The organism is Streptomyces sp. NPDC020742 (assembly GCF_040641675.1).
GTDB lineage: Bacteria > Actinomycetota > Actinomycetes > Streptomycetales > Streptomycetaceae > Streptomyces.
Map to the genome: position 1 here is coordinate 62,894 of NZ_JBFAEA010000027.1, position 15,901 is coordinate 78,794.

Genomic DNA, 15,901 nt, shown 5'->3' on the forward strand with positions numbered 1-15,901 from the left:
GTCCGGCACCTGCCCGGTATACACCGTTTCGCGCCTTGCGAGGGGAATGCGGTATGGAGATTCCTCCGGAGCGGTGTGAGATGTGCGACGCCCGTTCCGGGGCCGGTGTGGAGCCCGCGACCGGCCCTCTCCCCGCCCTACGCGCCCTGGCCCGGCGCAGCCCGTAGCGGCGCCGCTCCACCGGTCTCAGCGCATCACGGGCAGCAGGTCGCCGAGGTCGGCCCGATCGCCACTGGCGCTGAGGTGCGCCGCGGCCAGCTCCTCGGCCCAGGACGTACGGCCGGTGGCCAGGCGGAGCCAGGTCAGCGGGTCGGTCTCGACGACGTTCGGCGGGGTGCCGCGGGTGTGCCGGGGCCCCTCGACGCACTGCACCACGGCGAACGGCGGCACCCGGACCTCCACCGAACCGCCGGGAGCCCTGACCGCCAGCACATCGGCCAGCAGCCGGGTGGCGGTGGCCAGCGCCTGGCGGTCGTAGCGGATCTCCCGGCCGGTCGCCGCCGCCAGATCGTCGGTGTGCACGACGAGTTCGACACAGCGGGTGACCAGATGGTCGCCGAGCCGCATCGCGCCGGGCCGGGCGGCCACCGGCCGGTCACCGGGGTGCGCCGCCACCGCCCGGTCGAACGCCTCGGCGGTGCGGGCCAGCAGCGCCCCGAGGTCGTCCTCGGCGGCCAGCGCGCGGGTGCCGGCGTCGATCCCGGCGGCGAGCGGCGCGGTCGCCGCCGGCCAGTCCAGCGCGGTCGCCTCGACCTGCGGCGGGGCCGGGAGGCGCAGGCCGCGGTCCACGCTGCCGACCGCGAGGGCGATATGGGCCACCAGCTCCCGCACCGTCCAGTCACCGAGCCGGGTCGGCAGCGCCAACTGCTCGGGCGTCAGCTCCTGGACGGCGTCCCTGACGTGGGCGAGCTGGGCCGCGACGGCGGCACGGGTCCGTTCCGCGTCGTACTGACGGACGCGCTGCTTACGGGCGGCAGGTGGCATGGCGGCAAGCCTAGGGCGCACCACTGACAGTCGAACCGGGATCGGCGGCGTCCGCCTAGGCGGACGCCGCGCCGGCCCCGGCGCCCTCGCCTGCGAGGTTCTCGGCCGCGGGGTTCTCGGCCGCGGGCACCTCGAAGGTCTCGCCGTTGGCCGGGACCCCCACGCCCCGCCAGGTGAAGGGGACGCCCTCGGCGCCCTCCGGGTGGGGGCCGTCCATGAGCTGGAAGTGCACATGCGGCTCGGTGCTATTGCCGGAGTTGCCGCACTGCCCGAGGGGCTGCCCGCTGCGCACCCGGTCGCCCGGGCGGACGGTGAGCGAACCGCGCCGGACATGGGCGTAGAGGGCGTGGGTGCCGTCGCCCAGGTCGAGGATCACATGGTTGCCGATCACCCGCCGGGCGCCGCCCATGGCCCGTACGGTCCCCTCGACGAGGAGGAAATACACGAGCGCGAACCAGGACGTCCGGCTGAAGTGGTCGCGCTGCCGGTCATCGGCCCGGACGACGGTGCCGTCGGCGACCGCGAGCAGGGGCGCGCCGAACGCCGGGAAGGACGCGGCGGCCCGGGCCGGCGGCCGCCAGCCGAAGCCGGGCCGCGAGCCGTCGGCCGGCTCGGCCACGATGTCGATGGCGTACGCCTGGCCGTAGGCGCGGGTGCCGTGGCTGGGGACCTTGTCGGCGGGGCTGTTCTGCGCCTTCCAGCGGCCGGCGACCGGCGGGGCGACCTCCACCGGGGCGGGCGGGGCCGCGTCCGCACCGCGCGCCGCGGACGCCCGACGGTTCACCCCGAAGCCGATCAGCAGCCACAGGCCGAGCGGGATCCAGGTCCACCAGTACGGGAACTGCACGAAGAACCTCCCGACGACCATCGCGAGGAAGACCAGCAGACAGAGGCGGGCGGCGAGCGCGCCGGCCTTCCGTATGGCCGGGGAGCTGGGCGTGGACGTCATCGGCGGATTCCCCCTGAAGTCGGCCGGGCGGGTCAGCGCCCGGCGGCGGTCAGCATCACCAGCAGCGGTACGACGCGGTCGGCGGGCACCTCGTAGCGGCCGCGGGCGGCGGTGTGCAGCCAGCCGGCGGCGGTCAGTTGCCGCAGGTGGTGGTAGATCTGGCCGGTCGTGCCGGTGCCGTCGAGCCCGCTCAGCTCGGCGGCGGTGCAGCGGCCGTCGAGGATCTCGCGCAACAGGCGCAGCCGGACCGGCTGCCCCAAGGCGGCGAACGCGTCGGCGGCCTCGGTCCAGTCGGCGTCGAGCACGGCGTCGGTGGTCAGCCCGTACTGCCACTCGTAGGCGTGCCCGGTCGGCGTCCGCACGGTCCCGGTGAACAGCACGCCGCCGTTGTCGGCGCCGAGTTCGGCGAACTGGCTGCGCAGACCGCGCAGGGCCCAGAGCGCCTCGTCCCCCGGTTCCCGCTGGCGCACGGACACCGGGCGGTCGGCCGCCGTCTGCTCCAGCGCGGCCAGCCGTCGCTCCAGAGCGGCGACGCGCTGCTCAAGATCCATGTTGAGAGATTACGTAATTACGTAAGTCCTCGCAAGTGCCGTGCCACCCCGGCCCCGAACAGCCGCAACGGCCCGCCGGGCGTACCGGCGGGCCGTTGCGTTTGCGGAGTCTCCCGGGCGGGCCGGGCAGCGCGTCAGGCGATCAGGTTCGGGATCGTCGCCCGGTGCGCCTCGCTCAGCTCGGCCAGCGGAATGCTGAAGTGGCCCTGCACGTCGATCTCGTCGCCGTCGACCACACCGATCCGGGTGGCCGGCAGCCCCCGCGCACCGCACATGTCGGTGAAGCGGAGCTCCTCGCTGCGCGGGACGGCGACGACCGCCCGGCCCGCGGACTCGGAGAAGAGCAGGACGAAGGGGTCCAGCCCGTCGGGCACCACCAGGCGGGCGCCCTTGCCGCCGCGCAGGCACGACTCCACCAGCGCCTGGACCAGGCCGCCGTCGGAGAGGTCGTGCGCGGCGTCGATCATGCCGTCCCGGGAGGCCGAGATCAGGATCTCCGCGAGCAGCTGCTCACGGGCCAGGTCGACCTTGGGCGGCAGACCACCGAGATGGTCGTGGACGACCTGGGACCAGGCCGAACCGCCCAGCTCCTCCCGGGTGTCGCCGAGGAGGTAGATCAGCTGGCCCTCGTCGGCGAACGCGATCGGCGTGCGGCGGTTGACGTCGTCGATGACGCCCAGCACCGCGACGACCGGGGTCGGGTGGATCGCCACCTCACCGGTCTGGTTGTACAGCGAGACGTTGCCGCCGGTGACCGGGGTGCCCAGGGTCTGGCAGGCGTCCGCAAGACCTCGGGTGGCCTCGGCGAACTGCCACATCACCGCCGGGTCCTCGGGCGAGCCGAAGTTCAGGCAGTCGGAGACCGCCAGCGGCTTGGCGCCGGACGCGGCGACATTGCGGTAGGCCTCGGCCAGCGCCAGCTGCGCACCCGCGTACGGGTCGAGCTTGGCGTACCGGCCGTTGCCGTCGGTGGCCACCGCGACACCGAGGTTGGAGTCCTCGTCGATCCGCACCATGCCGGAGTCCTCCGGCTGCGCGAGCACGGTGTTGCCCTGCACGAAGCGGTCGTACTGGTCGGTGATCCACGCCTTGGAGGCCTGGTTGGGCGAGGCCACCAGCCGCAGGACCTGCGCGCGCAACTCCTCGGCATTGGCCGGCCGGGCCAGCTTGCCGGCGTCGTCGGCCTGGAGGGCGTCCTGCCACTCGGGGCGGGCGAACGGCCGGTGGTAGGTCGGGCCCTCGTGGGCGACCGAGCGCGGCGGTACGTCGACGATCTGCTCGCCGTGCCAGAAGATCTCCAGCTGCGAGCCGTCCGTCACCTCACCGATGACGGTCGCGATCACGTCCCACTTCTCGCAGATCTCCAGGAAGCGGTCGACCTTGCCGGGCTCGACGATCGCGCACATCCGCTCCTGCGACTCGCTCATGAGGATCTCCTCGGGCGAGAGGGAGGAGTCGCGCAGCGGCACGGTGTCCAGCTCGACCCGCATCCCGCCGGAGCCGGCCGAGGCCAGCTCGCTGGTGGCGCAGGACAGCCCGGCGCCGCCGAGGTCCTGGATGCCGTCGACCAGCTGCTCCCTGAAGATCTCCAGGGTGCACTCGATGAGCAGCTTCTCCTGGAAGGGGTCGCCGACCTGGACGGCGGGGCGCTTGGCGGGCTTGGAGTCGTCGAAGGTCTCGGACGCCAGGACCGAGACGCCGCCGATGCCGTCGCCGCCGGTGCGGGCGCCGTAGAGGATGACCTTGTTGCCGGCGCCGGACGCCTTGGCGAGGTGGATGTCCTCGTGCTTCATCACGCCCACGCAGAGCGCGTTGACCAGCGGGTTGCCCTGGTAGCAGGGGTCGAAGACGACCTCGCCGCCGATGTTGGGCAGGCCCAGGCAGTTGCCGTAGCCGCCGATGCCGGCGACCACGCCCGGCAGCACGCGCTTGGTGTCCGGGTGGTCGGCGGCGCCGAAGCGCAGCGGGTCCATCACGGCGACCGGGCGGGCGCCCATGGCGAGGATGTCCCGGACGATGCCGCCGACGCCGGTGGCCGCGCCCTGGTAGGGCTCGATGTAGCTGGGGTGGTTGTGCGACTCGACCTTGAAGGTGACCGCGTAACCCTGGCCGACGTCGACCACACCGGCGTTCTCGCCGATGCCGACGAGCAGCGCGTCGTTCTCGGGGGCCTTCTCGCCGAACTGCTTGAGGTGGACCTTGCTGCTCTTGTACGAGCAGTGCTCGGACCACATGACCGAGTACATGGCGAGCTCGGCGCCGGTGGGACGGCGGCCCAGGATCTCGCGGATCCGCGCGTACTCGTCCTGCTTCAGACCGAGTTCGGCCCAGGGCTGCTCGACCTCGGGGGTCTCCGCTGCGTGCTTGACGGTGTCGAGAGTCATGCGTTGACCAGCTTCTTCAGGATCGAGGTGAAGAATCCGAGGCCGTCGGTACGGCCGGTACCGATCAGCGGCTCGACGGCGTGCTCGGGGTGCGGCATCAGGCCGACGACATTGCCCGCCTCATTGGTGATGCCGGCGATGTCACGGAGCGAACCGTTGGGATTGCCGTCCAGGTAGCGGAAGGCGACCCGCCCTTCGGCCTCCAGCATGTCGAGCGTGCGCTCGTCGGCGACGTACCGGCCGTCGATGTTCTTCAGCGGTACGGAGATCTCCTGGCCGGCCGTGTAGTCGGTGGTCCAGGCGGTGTCCGCGTTCTCCACCCGCAGCTTCTGGTCGCGGCAGATGAAGTGCAGGTGGTTGTTGCGCAGCATGGCGCCGGGCAGCAGGTGGGTCTCGGTGAGCACCTGGAAGCCGTTGCAGATGCCGAGCACCGGCATTCCGGCCTTCGCCTGCTCGATGACGGTCTCCATCACCGGCGAGAAACGGGAGATCGCGCCGGCCCGCAGATAGTCGCCGTAGGAGAAACCGCCGGGCAGAACCACGGCGTCGACCTGCTTGAGGTCCTTGTCGCGGTGCCACAGCGGCACCGCCTCGGCGCCGGCCCGGCGCACCGCGCGCTGGGTGTCGCGGTCATCGAGCGTGCCGGGGAAGGTGACGACTCCGATCCTCGCGTTACCGAGGCCCGAAGAGCCACCTTGACCGGTGGTGGCGGGCGACGGGTGGGCGGTCATGAGTCGACCCGGACGGTGAAGTCTTCGATGACGGTGTTGGCGAGGAAGGTCTCGGCCATCTCGTGGATGCGAGCGAGGGCGGCCTCGTCGACCGGACCCTCCACCTCGAGTTCGAAACGCTTGCCCTGACGGACGTCCGCGATCCCCTCGAAGCCCAGGCGTGGCAGTGCGCGCTGCACCGCCTGCCCCTGGGGGTCGAGGATCTCCGGCTTGAGCATGACGTCGACTACGACGCGTGCCACTGGCACTCCCGGTGGTGTGGTGCGTAAGGCGGTGTCCTCACAGTACCGTGTTCGAAAATCTACGCGCATAGATATCCTGGCCGCCCGATCACGGTCCGGTATCGACGCGAGTGGCTCCAGGAAAAATCCTCGAAAAGATCCGGGGTCCGGATTGCGGGAAGACACGCTGACGAAATTAACTGGGCTTCACAATGCAATGCCCAGCGCTGTACAAATGAAAAAGCATTGATCCCAATCAGCCGGATCCGGAGCATCACCCCATGTCAACAAGGGGTCGCTCCATGAAAGGACCGATATCCGTGGCGCAGCGCGTAGTAGTAACGCTCTCCGATGACATCGACGGAGGAGAAGCCGCAGAGACGGTCGCCTTCGGATTGGACGGGAAGTCGTACGAGATCGACCTCAATCCCGCCAATGCGAAGAAACTGCGCGGCGCCCTCGCCCCGTTCGTCGAGGCGGGCCGCAAGCGGGCCAAGTCCGGCAAGGCGTACCACCGGACCGCGGTGAACCCCGATCCCGCGGCCGTCCGCGCCTGGGCCCGCTCGAACCAGATGGACGTCCCGCCGCGCGGTCGGATCCCCAAGAAGGTCTACGAGGCCTTCAACGCCGCCAACCACTAACGGACTTACCGGCATCCCTCGGGCCCGGGCAGAGCCGACTTGCACAGCACCCCTACTGATCAGCTAGAGTCTGGAGCACGCCGAGGGGCGAGGCCGAAGGGCCGGACCTCACGGAGTCACGCGGGTGTAGCTCAGTAGTAGAGCGCCCCCTTTCCAAGGGGGAGGCGCAGTGTGCAATCCCTGTCACCCGCTCTGACAGCCTCAACCGGTCCTCCGGATCAGGTAGAGTGTCTGTCGCGCCACCGGTGAAAGCCGAGTGGATGCATGCGGACGTAGCTCAGTTGGTAGAGCGCAACCTTGCCAAGGTTGAGGTCGCGAGTTCGAGCCTCGTCGTCCGCTCAGAATGAGAAGGCCCCGGTCCCAGTGATCGGGGCCTTCTGCATTTCCTGATCTTCTCCGGTCGCCCGCTCCGCCGCCTCCCCTGCCCACTCCGGGCCTTTCGGCAACTGACATTTGTCATCAGCTGTGATGACAGGCCGCACTGCGGGGAATCGCCGGCCGGCGGAACGCTGGAGACATGAACACCAGGGAGAAATACGCCGGCGACGGCCGCGGCGACGGCGTGATAGACGTCACGGGTCTGCGCCGGCGATACGGGGGTGCGCGGCCGCGCACAAAGCAACGGGGCACCGGCCGGCGCGGGGAGCGGGCGGCGGCCGGGGAGCGGGCGGCGGCCGGCGGACGGACGGGGTACGAGGCCGTCCGCGGGATCGACTTCACCGTCGCACGAGGAGAGCTGTTCGCCCTGCTGGGGACGAACGGCGCCGGCAAGACCTCCACCCTCGAACTGCTGGAGGGGCTGGCCGAGCCGACGGGTGGACAGGTCCGCGTCCTGGGCCACGACCCGTACCGCGAACGGGCCGCGGTGCGTCCGCGGATCGGGGTGATGTTGCAGGAGGGCGGCTTCCCGTCCGATCTGACGCCCGAGGAGACCCTGCGGATGTGGGCGGGGTGCACCACCGGGGCGCAGCCGGTCGACCGGGCGCTGCACCAGGTGGGCCTGGAGAAGCGCAAGGACGTACGGGTCAAGCAGCTGTCCGGGGGTGAGCGGCGGCGGCTGGACCTGGCGCTGGCGCTGATCGGGCAGCCCGAGGTGCTCTTCCTGGACGAGCCGAGCACCGGGCTGGACACCGAGGCGCGCCACGAGACCTGGGAACTGGTCCGTGCGCTGCGCGACAACGGCACCACGATCGTGCTGACCACGCACTATCTGGAGGAGGCCGAGGAGCTCGCGGACCGGCTGGCGATCCTGCACGACGGGCGGATAGCGGCGGCCGGACATGTCGCGGAGGTCGTCGCGGCACACCCCTCGCACATCTCCTTCGAGCTGCCCGACGGCTATGCGCTCGGTGATCTTCCGCCGCTGCCGGAGCTGGGCGTGCTCGGTCATGAGACGGCCGGCACGACGGTCCGGCTGCGGACGGACGACCTCCAGCGGACTGCGACCGGAGTCCTGGTCTGGGCCCGGGACACGGGGATCACCCTGCGCCGGCTGGACGTCCGGCCGGCCTCCCTGGAAGAGGCATTTCTGCAGATCGCAAAGGGGCTGGAGACCGTATGAGCACGCAGGTGCAGGAAGCCCGCGTCGAGGCACGCGGGGGAACGCCGGCGGAGGTCGGCGCCGTGGCTCGGCTGCTCTCGCTGGGGCGGGCGGAGTTGACGCTGCTCGGCCGCAACAAGACCGCGCTGTTCACCTGCCTGGTGATCCCCATCGTCATGGCCCTCGCCATGAAACGGGCGGTCGACGAAGTGGACCTGGCCGGCACCGGGCTCACCGTCGAGACCGTGCTGCTGCCGGCCACGCTCGGATACGTACTGCTCTTCGCCGTCTACAGCAATCTCACCGGTGCCTATGTCGCCCGGCGCGAGGAACTGGTCCTCAAGCGGCTGCGCACCGGTGAACTGCGGGACCGGGAGATCCTCCTGGGCACCGCGCTCCCCTCGGTCGTCCTGGGGCTGGCACAGGCCGTCCTCCTGGTGGTGCTGGGCGGCCTGGTGCTCTCCGTCGGGCTCCCCAAGGCACCGCATCTTTTGATCGCCGGACTGCTCCTGGGCACGGTCGTGGTGGTCGGGTTCGCGGCGGCCTCCTCCTGCCTCGCCAAGTCGGCGGAGGCGGCCCAACTGGCCGTGCTGCCCTTCATGATGGTCAGCCTGGCGGGCTCCGGAATGGTCTTCCCGCTCGATGCCCTGCCCGAGCGGATCGCCTCGGTGCTCGGACTCCTGCCGATGTCACCGGTGATGCACCTGATACGGGCGGGCTGGACCGGCGGCGGGGACCTCAAGGAGACCGTGGGACAACTACTCACCGGGTTGGCCTGGTGCGTAATCACCCTGTTTGCTGTGCAGCGGTGGTTCCGCTGGGAGCCACGGCGCTAGGGCGTGCCGCCGGTGGCTGGGGACCGGGTGCGGCCGGGCGGGACGGGGAACACGTACGACGGGGGCGGGGGATGACCGGGAAGCTGCTGGCGATGTGGCGGCGCCGAGGCCATATGGGCATGGTCGACGCCTCCTTCCGCTGGACGCTGTACGCCATCCCTTGGTTTCCGGTGCTCGGCTGGGTACCGCAGCTCATGAGCAGCACGATCGGCCACCCCCTTCCCGTCACCGTGGCCGGGGTGGCGGTGGGGCTGAACGTCCTTCAGGGGGTGCTGGCCGCCCCACTGTTGAACCGCGCCTTGGACCGGTACCTCCACCGCGGTCCGACGCCGTACCTCCTGATGGCGGTCTCGGGGGTGCTGACCGTCCTGGCCGAGGTCGCGCTGTTCGCGCTGTTCGCCGTCGGGGACCTCGGCACGGAAGGGCTGAGCAAGGTCGGCCTGGGGGTAGCCGCGACCCCCGCCCCGTTCTTGATGGCGTACTGCCTGGTGGTCTCCAAGCGGAGGTTCCTGGCGGTGGTGGGCGGCAGCGCGGCGGCGCTGGCGCTGTCGCTGGCACTGCTCAGCCACGCCTGGCCGGGGTCACTGGCGATGGCGAGCCTGCTGGTCTTCGCCGGCCTGTGGAGCCTTGTGATCGCCCGGCCCACCGGCTGGCTGCTCGGGGTGGTCTGGAAGCTGGACACGGCGCGCACCACGGCCTCGCGCCTGGCGGTCGCCGAGGAGCGGCTGCGGTTCGGCCGGGACCTGCACGATGTGATGGGCCGGAACCTGGCGGTGATCGCGCTGAAGAGCGAGCTGGCGGTCCAGTTGGCCCGGCGGGAACGGCCCGAGGCGGTCGAGCAGATGGTGGAGGTGCAGCGGATAGCCCAGGACTCGCAGCGGGAGGTACGCGAGGTCGTGCGCGGCTACCGGAAGGCCGATCTGCAGGCGGAGTTGGCCGGGGCCCGCTCGATCCTGCGCGCGGCTGGCGTCGACTGCCGCATCGAGGGCGAGCAGGACATCCGGCTGCCCGAGGAGGTGCAGTCGGCGCTCGGCTGGGTCGTCCGGGAGGGCACCACCAACGTCCTGCGGCACGCCGCCGAGGTACGCAGCTGTGCGCTGCGCACCCGGATCGACCCGGAGCGCTCGGTGCTCATCATGACCATGGAGAACGACGGGGTCAGCGACCCGCCGGCGGCGGCCGGCGCCGGCGGGCCCTCCGGCAGCGGGCTGAAGGGCCTGCGCGAGCGGCTGCAGCCGCTGGACGGGACGCTGGACTCCGGCCTGGTTCGCCGGGACTCCTACCGGCTGACGGTCGAGCTGCCGATACCGACGACGGGACGGTGACATGAAAGACGCGGTGATCCGGGTGCTGCTCGCGGACGACGAGCACCTGATCCGGGGAGCGCTGGCGGCGCTGCTGTCGCTGGAGGACGATCTGCGGGTGGTGGCGGAGGCGGCATCGGGACCGGAGGCGCGGGCGATGGCCCGGGCACACACCCCGGATGTGGCGGTGCTGGATCTGCAGATGCCGGGGGCGGACGGTGTGGCGGTGGCCACATCTCTGCGGACCGAGGTGCCCGGCTGCCGGACGATGATAGTGACGAGCCATGGGCGGCCGGGACATCTGAAGCGGGCGCTGGAGGCCGGGGTGCGGGGGTTCGTCCCCAAGACCGTCTCCGCACAGCGGCTGGCCGAGATCATCCGCGCCGTGCACGCCGGAAACCGGTATGTGGACCCGGAGTTGGCGGCCGATGCGATCAGCGCCGGGGAGTCACCGCTGACCGTACGGGAGGCGGAAGTGCTGGAATTCGCCGAGGCCGGTGCGCCAGTGGCGGAGATCGCCGAGCGGGCCTCGCTGTCGCCGGGGACGGTGCGGAACTACCTCTCGTCGGCGACCGCGAAGCTGGGCGTGGAGAACCGTCACGCGGCGGCGCGCCTCGCACGGGCGCGAGGTTGGCTATAGTGGAGCCCGCACCGCGCAGCGGCGACTGATTTCAGGAGCCGGACGTGGAGCATGCGGACGTAGCTCAGTTGGTAGAGCGCAACCTTGCCAAGGTTGAGGTCGCGAGTTCGAGCCTCGTCGTCCGCTCAGAGAAGGAGAGGCCCCGGTCCTGGTGACCGGGGCCTCTCCTTTTGCCGTGGGGCCGTGGGAACCGTTGGGCCCAGTGCTGTGGGCCGGTGCCGCCCCCGGGGCTACGACCAGTCCAGGCCCGTCAGGCGCTCATAGGCCTCGATGTACTTGGCGCGGGTGCGCTCGACGATCTCCTGCGGGAGCGCGGGCGGCGGCTGCTCGCTCGTACGGTCCCAGCCCGCGGCCGGCGAGGTCAGCCAGTTGCGGACGAACTGCTTGTCGAAGGACGGCTGGGCGCGGCCCGGCTCCCACTGGTCGGCGGGCCAGAAGCGCGAGGAGTCCGGCGTGAGGACCTCGTCGGCCAGGGTCAGTACCTGCTCGCCCCCGGGACGCTCCTCGAAGCCGAACTCGAACTTGGTGTCGGCGAGGATGAGACCGCGCTCCCGGGCGAGGTCGCGGGCCCGCCGGTAGAGGTCGAGGGTGGCCCCGCGCAGTGCGGCGGCGACGTCCGGACCGACCTGGCGGGCGGCCTCCTCGTAGGAGACGTTCTCGTCGTGGTCGCCGACGGCGGCCTTGGTGGCCGGGGTGAAGATCGGCTCCGGCAGCTCGGAGCCGTCGGTCAGGCCGTCGGGGAGCTCCAGGCCGCACACCGTACGGGACTGGCGGTACTCGACGAGGCCGGAGCCGGTGAGGTAGCCACGGGCCACGCACTCCACGGGCACCATCCGCAGCGAACGGCAGACCAGGGTGCGGCCGGCCCAGTCGGCGGGGGCGCCGGCCGGGACGTCGGTGGAGAGCACGTGGTGCGGGACGACGTCGGTGAGCTGGTCGAACCACCACAGGGACAGCTGGGTGAGGATGCGGCCCTTGTCGGGGATCTCAGTGGGGAGCACCCAGTCGTACGCGGAGGTGCGGTCGCTGGCGACCATGATCAGGTCGCCGGCGGCGTTCTGATAGAGGTCGCGCACCTTGCCGGTGTGGAGGTGGGTGAGCCCCGGGACCTCCACAGGCTCAGGCTTTTCTACAAAACCGGACACGCTTCCTCCGCGTAGGTTGATCCAGGAGTCACTCCGATTCTCCCGTATGCGGAGCGCGGACGTCCCCCAGGGGTGCCGGGGCGGCCGGTGGCGCTGGCACGACGGTGGCGCGCGTGCGCAGTTGCCGCCTAGTCGCGTTTGCAGATGCGGTCGAGGAGGTTGGCGGTGGCGCGCTGGATGCGCTGGTCGGTGTGGCCGGGGCGGTCCAGCGCCGGGGACCAGGCGAAGGTGCCGGAGGCGAAGACCAGGGCGCCGCTGGGGGCGCGGTAGAGGGATGTCTCCTGATGGCGGCGGGCGCCCTCGCTGTCGCGGTACGGGGAGTGGGCGAGCAGGATGCGGTGGGTGTGCTTGGGGAGGCTGGTGCGCGGGAAGTAGCGGTCGGCCTCGCCGGCGACCAGACCGGGGATCTCGTCGCCCTCATGGGCGCCGCTGGCCTCCCACAGCCAGTGGTCGCCGTTGCGGACGACCAGGGGGGCCGGTTCGGGCACCCGGCCGGCGTACTGGATGCCCATCAGCCGCTGCTCGGGGTCGCCGGCCTCGCGCCACAGGGCGGGGCGGCCCGGGCCCTGCCGCTTGCGGCACTGGAGCAGCGACTCCCCGCCCGAGGGCGACGGGGACAACTCGACCTGCCAGTACATGGTGTTGGCGGAGAGGAAGACCAGGGAGGTGCCGGTGTCGCGGGCCAGCTCGACGGTGCGGCGCATGGGCACCGACCAGTACTCGTCATGGCCGGGGAAGACCAGGCCCCGGTAGCGGGACGGGTCGACGCGGCCGGCGTGCAGATCGCGGGCGTCGGCGTAGGCGAGGTCATAGCCGTAGCGCTCGGCCCAGCGAATGAAGTCGTAGGCGTGGCCGACGTGGAGGGGGAGGCCGGCGCCGGCGTAGGGGCGGTCGAAGGAGACGGTGGTGGCGGCGTCGCCCTCGCCCAGCAGGGCGCCCTTCTCGTCCCAGGCGTGGTAGAGGCTGGCGCCGGTCCGGCCGTCCTCGGGGTAGAGGTTGTAGGCCTGCCAGGTGATGTCCGGCAGCAGCAGGAGCAGGTCGGCGGGGTGGTCGTTGCGGACTGTGAAGGGGATGTGGGAGCGGTGGCCGTCGGCGGTGGTCAGGACCGCGACATAGGCGCCGAGGTTCCAGTACGTGGGGACCTGGAGGCGCCAGGACAGCCACCAGTGGTGGCAGGAGACCGTACGGCCGGCGGTGAGCGGGGGCGGCTGGACGATGCCGGCCAGGCGTGGGCTGGTGGTGATCTTGGCGGCGCCGGCACCGCCGTAGTGGCCGATGCGGTAGATGTCGATGCTGAACGGCTGGGGCGGGTCGACCGAGACCCGGAAGTCGATCGCCTCGCCGGGAGCCACCGCGCCGGTGCCGGCGAAGCCCTTGATCTGGAGGTGGACGTCGTCGGCGGTGCGCGGGCCGTTGTGCTTGCGGGGCGCGGGCACCCGCAGATCGCCCTGCGCGACGGCCGGGTCGACGTACCAGGGGATGATCCGGCCGGAGTCGAAGTAGTTCTCACTGCCGCGCAGCCACGGCAGCGGCCCCTGCCCGAACGGGTCCGTGACCGCATGGGCGAGGGCGCCCGACTCCCAGCGCCTGATCTGTTCCGTCGCCACCTTCCACTCCCCTCCCGCGTCCCCCATGGGCCTCGGCCGATCCGGCCGGCGTCAGGTCCGGCTGAGCGAGCCCGGCCACCCCCAGCACATCACATTACGCACCCACTTCGTCACCCTTCGTCGTGAATTTAGATGCTGCCTCCCCCGAAACACGAACTGGAAGGGAACATTCAGCCGGTGTCGCGAAGGCCGACGAGTGACGCATTCGGGCAAATGTTCGCAGGTCGGAGGGGTCAACAGGGGCCGAAAGGGGCGCCGTACCGACCCGTGCACCGCCCCGTTACCCGTCTCATACCAGCCGGACCGGCTTCTCAGGGCGAACACCGACCGTCGTCAACCAGCCGCGCAACGGCTCGGCATCGCCGTCGTCGACCAGGCTGAGCACTGGCCGCCCGAGGTCGGCTCGGCGGGCCCCGTCGACCAGGAGCGCCGGGCCGTCGAGCCAGTCCAGGCCGGGGGCCGCGCCGGCGGTGTCGACGGCGGCACAGCAGACCATCGCCGTGACGTGGTCGGCGAGCAGTTCGCGGGCGGTGCGGGGCGGCTGCAGCGGGAACAGCGGCAGGCCGCCCTCGGCCATCCCGTCGCCCCAGGCCACGCCCGCCGCGGTGGTCTGCGCCGCGGCGCCGCGGGCGGCCTGCCGGGCGGCCTCCTCGCGCTCCTCGCGCTCGACCTCCGCGCCCAGCCGGGCGGCGAGCAGGTCGCCCGCGCCGTCGTCCCGGGCGAGCCGGTCGATGACCCGGGCCAGGGTCGGGCCCGGGGGCGGGGCCGCGGGCTCCTCGCCGCCGGGCTCCGCGGGGTGGTGCCCGGCGGGGGGACCGGCCGGGGCGCTGGCGTACGAGAGCGTCGGGGCGGCCGGGGCCGGCTCCGGCGCGGTGGGGGCCGTCGGCAGCGCCGTCTGCGGGAGGTCGTCGAGGACGCGCTGGAGGCGGGCGGCCTCCAGGCGCCACTTCCGGTCCACGACCTCTTCGGGGTACTGGTTCCAGCCCACCGGCGACCAGTCCGGCCCGGGCTCGGCCGGGCCGCCGTGGAAGAGGCGGGCGGCCAGCAGCGAGGCGGCGCGGTCGATGGCGCCCGGCTCCTCCAGGAGGTCGCAGGCGGGACGCTCGCCCAGACGGGAGGCGAACCCGTCCGCGAGGCGGTCGCGGCGGGAGAGTTCGGTGAGCGCGGAGACCACACCGGCGTCCAACCGGGACGGCCAGCGGCCCATCCGCCAGGCGGGCAGCGCCACCCGGGTCAGCAACCGGTCCCAGCCCGCGTAGGCCAGCCCGACCTGCTCCTGGGCGACGATCCGCAGGCCGTAGTCGACGGTGCGGGCGCGCTCGGAGGCGGCCGCGGCGACGGCACGCTCCATCAAGGTGGCGTGCTCGCGGCAGGCGCGCAGCAGCAGCCGGGCCACCCGGCCCGTGAAGCGCAGGACGGGGCCGCGCAACGGGCCCCTGGCGCGCGCGGCCACCGCCACGGCGGCGTCCAGCCCGCGGATGAAGCGGCGGGCGGCAGCTATGTCCGGATGGACGGACGGTCCGGTGCCGGCGACGACGGGGGCCAGCAGCGCGCGCAGCTCGGCCACCCGCATCCACCACAGGAACGGGGAGCCGATGACCAGGACCGGCGCCTGGGACGCCCGGCGGTCCGCGCCGGCGGCCGGCCGCCGGCCATGGCGCGGAGGGCCGTGCGCGCGGTGCGTACGGTCCTCCAGCCAGCTGTCGCAGTCCGGGGTGAGCGCTATCGCGGAGGGTGCGGGGACCTCCAGGCGGTCAGCGAGGTCGCGGACGAGGCGGTAGAGGTCGGGGGCCGACTCCTCGGAGATCGGCACCGACGGGCTGAGCGCGGGCCGGGCACCCGCGACCACCGCCGCGACCAGGGCGGCGAGGAGCAGGCTGAGCAGCGCGAGGCCGCCGACCGTCCACAGCGCGCCGCTGCCGCCACCGCCCGTGCCGAGGTGGCCGGTCGCCCGGCCGGCGAGGAGCACCACCGCCACGGCCGCGGGCAGCAGCGCGGCGGCCAGGGCCGTGCTGCGGATCCGCAGCACGGCGAGGGCGCGGACGCGCGCCGCCAGGACGCCTGTTTCCGGACTTGCCACGAGCCTGTACACCCCCTGCTGTCCTGATGGAGCCGGACGGAGAGAACGCGGGACGGATGCCTTGGAACACTGCGTGGTGTGTGGTGCGAGCGAGCTCGCTCACCACCACTGTGGCACTGGCCACTGACATCGCAATGCCGGTGAGCCACTTGCCGGACGTCCCCGCGGCAGCCGTGCCGGAGCACGGCACGGCGACCGCAGGACGCTTGCGCGGCACCCTAGTTGGGGGTTTTCGTCTCGTCAGCCGGAATCTGAAGCGGTCACCCGATGGAATGGCTTTGGGCAAAG

Annotated in this window: 14 protein-coding genes and 3 tRNA genes; 8 read left to right on the forward strand and 9 right to left on the reverse strand. The window is 72.1% G+C overall.

Annotated elements, in window-relative coordinates; genetic code table 11:
• Nucleotides 1-186: 186 nt before the first annotated feature.
• From AB0G84_RS30875 to purS, 6 genes are all read right to left on the reverse strand, one after another.
• Nucleotides 187-984, reverse strand: coding sequence for a sterol carrier family protein (locus tag AB0G84_RS30875; RefSeq protein WP_361328044.1), 798 nt, complete (start codon nucleotides 982-984; stop codon nucleotides 187-189).
• A 55-nt stretch (nucleotides 985-1,039) separates the two neighbouring features.
• Nucleotides 1,040-1,933: a M23 family metallopeptidase gene (locus AB0G84_RS30880; RefSeq protein WP_361328047.1), complete on the reverse strand. Its 894-nt coding sequence runs from the start codon at nucleotides 1,931-1,933 to the stop codon at nucleotides 1,040-1,042.
• A gap of 32 nt (nucleotides 1,934-1,965) precedes the next feature.
• Complete coding sequence (locus AB0G84_RS30885) at nucleotides 1,966-2,484, reverse strand: winged helix-turn-helix domain-containing protein (RefSeq protein WP_361328050.1); 519 nt, start codon at nucleotides 2,482-2,484, stop codon at nucleotides 1,966-1,968.
• 134 nt (nucleotides 2,485-2,618) lie between these two features.
• The gene (purL, locus tag AB0G84_RS30890; protein ID WP_361328053.1) at nucleotides 2,619-4,868 is read right to left on the reverse strand and encodes a phosphoribosylformylglycinamidine synthase subunit PurL; all 2,250 of its coding nucleotides are present in this window, start codon (nucleotides 4,866-4,868) and stop codon (nucleotides 2,619-2,621) included.
• On the reverse strand, nucleotides 4,865-5,599 hold the full coding sequence (gene purQ, locus AB0G84_RS30895; RefSeq protein WP_361328056.1) for a phosphoribosylformylglycinamidine synthase subunit PurQ: 735 nt from the start codon (nucleotides 5,597-5,599) through the stop codon (nucleotides 4,865-4,867). The genes purL and purQ overlap by 4 nt, the downstream gene beginning before the upstream one ends.
• Nucleotides 5,596-5,841, reverse strand: coding sequence for a phosphoribosylformylglycinamidine synthase subunit PurS (gene purS / locus AB0G84_RS30900; RefSeq protein WP_042151546.1), 246 nt, complete (start codon nucleotides 5,839-5,841; stop codon nucleotides 5,596-5,598). Before purS ends, purQ begins: the two co-directional genes overlap by 4 nt.
• Nucleotides 5,842-6,140: 299 nt before the next feature.
• Here purS and AB0G84_RS30905 point away from each other — a divergent pair, with 299 nt between their 5' ends.
• From AB0G84_RS30905 to AB0G84_RS30940, 8 genes are all read left to right on the forward strand, one after another.
• Entirely contained in the window at nucleotides 6,141-6,461 is a 321-nt protein-coding gene (locus tag AB0G84_RS30905; RefSeq protein WP_361328134.1) for an Lsr2 family protein, read from the forward strand.
• 120 nt (nucleotides 6,462-6,581) lie between these two features.
• Nucleotides 6,582-6,653: transfer RNA gene (locus AB0G84_RS30910), tRNA-Gly, on the forward strand.
• 74 nt (nucleotides 6,654-6,727) lie between these two features.
• Nucleotides 6,728-6,800, forward strand: a tRNA-Gly gene (locus AB0G84_RS30915).
• A gap of 178 nt (nucleotides 6,801-6,978) precedes the next feature.
• Entirely contained in the window at nucleotides 6,979-8,022 is a 1,044-nt protein-coding gene (locus AB0G84_RS30920; RefSeq protein WP_361328059.1) for an ABC transporter ATP-binding protein, read from the forward strand.
• On the forward strand, nucleotides 8,019-8,837 hold the full coding sequence (locus AB0G84_RS30925; RefSeq protein ID WP_361328062.1) for an ABC transporter permease: 819 nt from the start codon (nucleotides 8,019-8,021) through the stop codon (nucleotides 8,835-8,837). The genes AB0G84_RS30920 and AB0G84_RS30925 overlap by 4 nt, the downstream gene beginning before the upstream one ends.
• A 71-nt stretch (nucleotides 8,838-8,908) precedes the next feature.
• Entirely contained in the window at nucleotides 8,909-10,162 is a 1,254-nt protein-coding gene (locus tag AB0G84_RS30930) for a histidine kinase (RefSeq protein ID WP_361328065.1), read from the forward strand.
• A 1-nt stretch (nucleotide 10,163) separates the two neighbouring features.
• Nucleotides 10,164-10,781, forward strand: a complete 618-nt coding sequence (locus tag AB0G84_RS30935; RefSeq protein WP_361328068.1) for a response regulator transcription factor — start codon at nucleotides 10,164-10,166, stop codon at nucleotides 10,779-10,781.
• 53 nt (nucleotides 10,782-10,834) lie between these two features.
• Nucleotides 10,835-10,907: transfer RNA gene (locus tag AB0G84_RS30940), tRNA-Gly, on the forward strand.
• A 104-nt stretch (nucleotides 10,908-11,011) separates the two neighbouring features.
• On the opposite strand, the gene AB0G84_RS30945 is transcribed toward AB0G84_RS30940, so the two are convergent.
• The 3 genes from AB0G84_RS30945 to AB0G84_RS30955 all read right to left on the reverse strand — a co-directional run bounded on the left by AB0G84_RS30945 (nucleotide 11,012) and on the right by AB0G84_RS30955 (nucleotide 15,613).
• Nucleotides 11,012-11,926: a phosphoribosylaminoimidazolesuccinocarboxamide synthase gene (locus AB0G84_RS30945; protein WP_361328071.1), complete on the reverse strand. Its 915-nt coding sequence runs from the start codon at nucleotides 11,924-11,926 to the stop codon at nucleotides 11,012-11,014.
• A 128-nt stretch (nucleotides 11,927-12,054) separates the two neighbouring features.
• Nucleotides 12,055-13,533 carry a N,N-dimethylformamidase beta subunit family domain-containing protein gene (locus AB0G84_RS30950; protein WP_361328074.1) on the reverse strand — a complete coding sequence of 493 codons (1,479 nt, stop codon included), beginning with the start codon at nucleotides 13,531-13,533 and terminating at the stop codon, nucleotides 12,055-12,057.
• A 289-nt stretch (nucleotides 13,534-13,822) separates the two neighbouring features.
• Entirely contained in the window at nucleotides 13,823-15,613 is a 1,791-nt protein-coding gene (locus AB0G84_RS30955; protein ID WP_361328077.1) for a hypothetical protein, read from the reverse strand.
• Nucleotides 15,614-15,901 lie beyond the last annotated feature (288 nt).